General features: G+C 72.7%; 6 protein-coding genes and 2 pseudogenes. 6 read left to right on the top strand and 2 right to left on the bottom strand.

What is annotated here, in order from left to right:
• Nucleotides 1-9: 9 nt before the first annotated feature.
• From AC2W7G_RS08975 to AC2W7G_RS08955, 5 genes and pseudogenes are all read left to right on the top strand, one after another.
• Nucleotides 10-168, top strand: a pseudogene (locus tag AC2W7G_RS08975) (hypothetical protein); the annotation flags it as partial.
• A gap of 793 nt (nt 169-961) precedes the next feature.
• Nucleotides 962-1777 (top strand): hypothetical protein, encoded by an 816-nt coding sequence (locus AC2W7G_RS08970; RefSeq protein WP_485868128.1) that lies wholly within the window; start codon nt 962-964, stop codon nt 1775-1777.
• Nucleotides 1774-2187, top strand: a pseudogene (locus AC2W7G_RS08965) (acyl-CoA dehydrogenase family protein); the annotation flags it as partial. The gene AC2W7G_RS08970 and the pseudogene AC2W7G_RS08965, both read left to right, overlap by 4 nt.
• A complete protein-coding gene (locus AC2W7G_RS08960) occupies nt 2118-2858 on the top strand; it encodes an acyl-CoA dehydrogenase (protein WP_485868129.1) in 741 nt (246 codons plus the stop codon). The pseudogene AC2W7G_RS08965 and the gene AC2W7G_RS08960, both read left to right, overlap by 70 nt.
• 153 nt (nt 2859-3011) lie before the next feature.
• Nucleotides 3012-3761 (top strand): hypothetical protein, encoded by a 750-nt coding sequence (locus AC2W7G_RS08955; protein WP_485868127.1) that lies wholly within the window; start codon nt 3012-3014, stop codon nt 3759-3761.
• 59 nt (nt 3762-3820) lie between these two features.
• Here AC2W7G_RS08955 and AC2W7G_RS08950 read toward each other — a convergent pair whose 3' ends face one another.
• A complete protein-coding gene (locus AC2W7G_RS08950) occupies nt 3821-4060 on the bottom strand; it encodes a MarR family winged helix-turn-helix transcriptional regulator (RefSeq protein WP_485868126.1) in 240 nt (79 codons plus the stop codon).
• On the bottom strand, nt 4057-4326 hold the full coding sequence (locus tag AC2W7G_RS08945) for a hypothetical protein (RefSeq protein WP_485868125.1): 270 nt from the start codon (nt 4324-4326) through the stop codon (nt 4057-4059). The genes AC2W7G_RS08950 and AC2W7G_RS08945 overlap by 4 nt, the downstream gene beginning before the upstream one ends.
• An 88-nt stretch (nt 4327-4414) precedes the next feature.
• Here AC2W7G_RS08945 and AC2W7G_RS08940 point away from each other — a divergent pair.
• A partial coding sequence (locus AC2W7G_RS08940) for a cobalamin-dependent protein (RefSeq protein WP_485868124.1) occupies nt 4415-4962 on the top strand: 548 nt, incomplete at its 3' end.

Below are 4962 nucleotides of genomic sequence, written 5' to 3'. Positions count from 1 at the left end.
GTCGACGCCGTGCTGGCCGCCGGCGGGGCGCCGCAGCGCGTGCCCGGCCGTCGCCGCGTGAACTCCGGCTCCGAGGGCGCGCTGTCGCTCGTCCTGGCCGCGCAGGATGTCGTGTGGGCCGGACGCACCGTCCGCAACCCCGTCCACCGCCTCGGCGAGGCCTGGGTCGTCGTCGACGGCTCGCGCGCCGAGCACGCCGAGACCGGCGCCGTCCTGGTCGCCGAGGGCGACGTCGTCACCCTGGACGTCCCGCTCGGCGGCGGCCGACGCGTCGGCGGTGATGGGCTCGTAGGACAGGCCGACGAAGCCGCCGCCCTCGACCGTCTGCTCGGTCACGCCCTTCTGCGCGTACGCCCAGCCGTCGGCGTCCGCCCCGGCCAGCGAGATCGCCCAGTAGGCCTCGTCCGAGTAGGTCTGGCAGCGCTCGTCCTGCGGCGAGGGCAGGTTCTCGACGCGGCAGAGGGCGGCGTCGCCCTCCTGCGTCGTGCCGGCCGTCTCCAGGCCCGCGGCGCGGAGCGTCTCCAGGACGGTGGTGCCGTCGGCGTCCTCGGCGCACAGCACCTGGGTCTTCGCGCCGAGCTCCTTGTAGTCGACCACGACGACGACGTCGGACGCACCGGTGCAGTCGGCGGCGGCCTGCGCGGGGGCGGCGGCGACCGACAGGGCGCCGGCGGCCAGCACCGTCGCGAGGAGGGTGGCGAGCGGACGGTTCATCGTCGTTCCTTCCGGCTGCGGCACGGACGGGACGACGTCCCTACCCGCTGCGTTCCGCGACAGCCTGGCAGTAGGACGTCCCTGGCGGGTGCTCCGGCTCGCCACGCTCGGTGGCCTACGGTTGCGGGTCAGCGCCGGACTTGGACCGGCTTCCCCCGCGTCGGGACGTGGTGGAGGGTGCCCGGACGGGCAGCGTCACCCTACCTCGCGACACGCGAAGTTACCGAGACGGAACTAGGGTGCCGCCATGACGCTCAGCGAACAGCTCCGGATCGCCCTGGACGGCAAGTGGCGCCACGTGCGCGAGCAGGCCCGCGTCGAGCTCGCGGGCATGGACCTGCTGTACGACCCGACCCTGTCGATGCACGACGCGCGCGAGCGGGTGTTGGAGCAGCTGCGCAAGCTCGTGCCGACCGGCATCCCCGCGGCGGGCTTCAAGGTCGAGAACGGGGGCACCGGTGACCCCGGCATGGCCGTCACCGGCATCGAGATGCTCGCCCAGTTCGACCTCTCGCTCATGGTCAAGGCGGGCGTGCAGTGGGGCCTGTTCGGCGGGGCGATCGAGAACCTCGGCACGCAGCGCCACCACGACGCGTACGTCCGCGACCTGATCAGCTGCGACCTGCTCGGCTGCTTCGCGATGACCGAGACCGGCCACGGCAGTGACGTGCAGAGCCTGGAGACCACGGCGACGTACGACCCGGCGACGCAGGAGTTCGTCATCCACTCGCCGACCCCGTCGGCCCGCAAGGACTACATCGGCGGCGCGCCGAGCACGCCCGCGTCGCGGCCGTCTTCGCCCAGCTGCGCACGCTCGACGAGGACCACGGCGTCCACTGCTTCGTCGTCCCGATCCGCGACGAGGACGGCCACGACCTGCCGGGCGTCACCACGTCCGACTGCGGTCCCAAGGGCGGCCTCGGCGCCGTCGACAACGGCCGGATCCTGTTCGACCACGTGCGGGTGCCGCGCGAGAACCTGCTCAACCGCTACGGCGACGTCGCCGAGGACGGCACGTACTCCTCGCCGATCGAGAGCCGCAACGCCCGCTTCTTCACGATGATCGGCACGCTCATCCGCGGCCGGGTCAGCGTGGGCGGCTCGGCCAGCGCCGCGGCCGAGGTCGCGCTGAGCATCGCCGGCCGGTACGCCGTCCAGCGCCGCCAGTTCGTCGGCGTCGACGAGGAGGCACGGCTCATCGACTACCGCGTCCACCAGCGCCGCCTGCTGCCGCTGCTCGCGCGGGCGTACGCCTACCGCTTCGCGCAGAACCAGCTGGTCGCCCGCATGCACCGGATGCAGTCCGGCGGCACGCCCGACGCGCAGAAGCAGCGCGAGCTCGAGGGTCGTGCCGCGGGCCTCAAGGCGGCCCAGACCTGGCAGGCCAACCGCACCATCCAGGAGTGCCGCGAGCTGTGCGGCGGCGCCGGCTACCTGGAGGAGAACCGGCTCACCCGGCTGCGCGCCGACGCCGACGTGTTCAGCACGTTCGAGGGCGACAACCACGTCCTCATGCAGCTGGTCGCCAAGGAGCAGCTGACCGCCTACGCGCAGGAGGTCGGCGGGCTGGACCCGATCGGCATGGTGCGCTTCGTGGCCGGCACCATCACCGACGTCGTCCGCGAGCGCACCGCCGCGTCGACGCTCATCCAGCGGCTCATCGACGCCCGGCCGGCAAGGACGACGAGCACGACCTGCTCGACCGCGGCACCCAGCTGCAGCTGTTCGAGGACCGCGAGCAGCACGTGCTGGAGACCGCGGCCCGCCGCCTGCGCCGGGCCGACAAGGACGACCCGGCCCAGGCCTTCGCCGTCTTCAACGACGCCCAGGACCACGTGGTGCGCGTCGGCCGGGCGCACGTCGACCGCGTCGTGCTCGAGGCGTTCACCGCCGGCATCGCCCGCTGCGAGGACGAGGAGGCGGCCGAGCTGCTGCGCCGGGTCTGCTCGCTGTACGCGCTCAGCGTGGTCGAGGAGGACGCGGCCTGGTTCATGGCCCACCACCGCCTCACCGACGCACGGGCCAAGCAGGTCACCGTCGAGGTCGACCGGCTGCTGGCCGAGCTCGCGCCGCACACCCTCACGCTCGTCGAGGGCCTCGGCGTCCCGGCGCACACGCTCGGCGCCGCGATGCTGACGTCCTGACGGCGGGTGCGGACGGACGTCCCGGGGCCCAAACGCTTCGGCCCGGGACCTCCGTCCTCTCCCGGCGCCGAGGCCCCGTCCCGGTGCCTCACGGCACGCCGAGAAGCGATAACCTCCGCACAACTTGTTCATCGTTTCCCCGGGGGTTCCTCCATGAAGCTCGCCCTGTCGCGACGTCTGGCCACGGCCGGCACCGTCGCGCTCACCACCGTCGCCGTCGCGTTCGCCGGCACGCCCGCCAACGCGGCCGACAGCTCCTCGTACTCGACGTCGGGCGCCCGCGTGTCTGCGTCGGCCGAGACGCCGGTCACCGTCAGCTCCGTCCGCGTCTCGAACGCGCTGCTGGAGCGCTCGGGCACCACGACCTCCGTGCGGGTCAGCTACGCCTTCGCCAGCAACGTCGCCTCGGTGAGCGGCGCGACCGCCGACGTCTACGTCAACGGCGCCAAGCGCACCCGCATCAACCTGCCCGCGTCGGGCCGCATCACGTTCGCCCGTACCGCCGGCTTCGGCAAGGCGTACCTGCGCAACATCACCTTCCGCGGCACGTACAACACGGGCGTCGGCTTCACCTACGTCGTCCCGACCTGGAGCAACACGTTCCTCATCCGCCGCACGATCGACCCCAGCGCCCGCCTGGCGATGCGCAAGAGCGGCTCGAAGATCCGCGCCACCGGCACCCGCTGGCGCGCCGTGCAGCCCAACGGCACGTGGATCCGCGTGCCCCAGGTGATCGTCCAGAAGCGTTCGGGCGGCAAGTGGCGCACGGTCAAGACGGTGCGCCCGAACAGCAAGGGCGGCTTCTCCTTCTCGTTCCGCTCGAGCAAGAAGGTCTACTACCGCGCGCTCGTCAAGACGACGTCCACCCTCGCGGGCGGCGCGACGCGCTCCTTCCGCATCTGACGCGGTCCTGCACCACGGTCACGGCGCCGGCTCCCCTCGGGGGCCGCGCCGTCGCCGTCTCAGGCCGGGAAGTCGCCGGCGGCCGAGCGCATGGCGCGCAGCAGCTCGAAGGCTTGCTGCTGCTGGGCCTCGTCCAGGCCGTCCACGGCGAAGTCGATGGCGTGCAGGGCCCGGGTCGCCTCCTCGACGACGCGGCGGCCCTCGGCGGTGAGGCTGGCCAGCGTGCGCCGCCGGTCGGCGCCGTCGGCCTCGCGGACGACCAGGCCCTGCGACTCCAGCCGGTCGATGGCGTTGGTCACGACGTCGGGTGCACCATGAGCCGCTCTCCGATCTTGCTCAGCGGCAGCGAGCCGGACCGGCTGAACGAGATGAGCACCAGCACCTCGTAGCGCGCGAACGTGATGCCGAACGGCTTCAGCGCGGCGTCCAGGCGGGCGAGCATGAGCTGCTGGACGCGCATGACCGACGTCGCGAGCCGCATCTGGGTGGCGTCGCCGAAGTGCTCGGCCCACAGCTCGCCGGCCCGCTCGATGGGGTCGAAGGCGAGGCGCGACGTCTCGGTCATGGGGGTGACCCTAGCGCGCACGGCCCTTCCGTCAATTCATTGGATGTCCTACTATCGGGGTTCCAACGAAGTTCTCGGAGGTCCCCTGATGTCGTCGCTGCATCGCCCCGCCCACCCGGTCCGGTTCGTCACCGCGTCCGCCCTGTTCGACGGGCACGACGCCTCGATCAACATCATGCGGCGCATCCTGCAGTCGCAGGGCGCGGAGGTCGTCCACCTCGGGCACAACCGCTCGGTGGCCGAGGTCGTCGACGCCGCGGTCGAGGAGGACGTGCAGGGCGTGGCGGTCAGCTCCTACCAGGGCGGCCACGTCGAGTACTTCGAGTACCTGGTCGAGTCGCTGCGCGAGCGCGGGGCCGGCCACGTCAGGGTCTACGGCGGCGGGGGCGGCGTCATCGTCCCCGAGGAGATCGAGCGCCTGCGCCGCGTCGGCGTCACGGTGTTCAGCCCCGAGGACGGCCAGCGGCTCGGCCTGCCCGGCATGATCAACACGCTCGTCCGCGAGTGCGACGTGGACCTGTGGAAGCAGGGCCCCGCCTCCCTGGACGCCGTCCTGGCCGGGCGACCGCGCCGCCCTCGCCCAGGCCATCACCGGCGCCGAGCTGGGCCACCTGGACGACGCGACGCGCGAGGCCG

This window comes from Aeromicrobium sp. PFPM2_SD2, from assembly GCF_057364525.1.
This window is presented reverse-complemented; position numbering and strand designations above follow the sequence as displayed.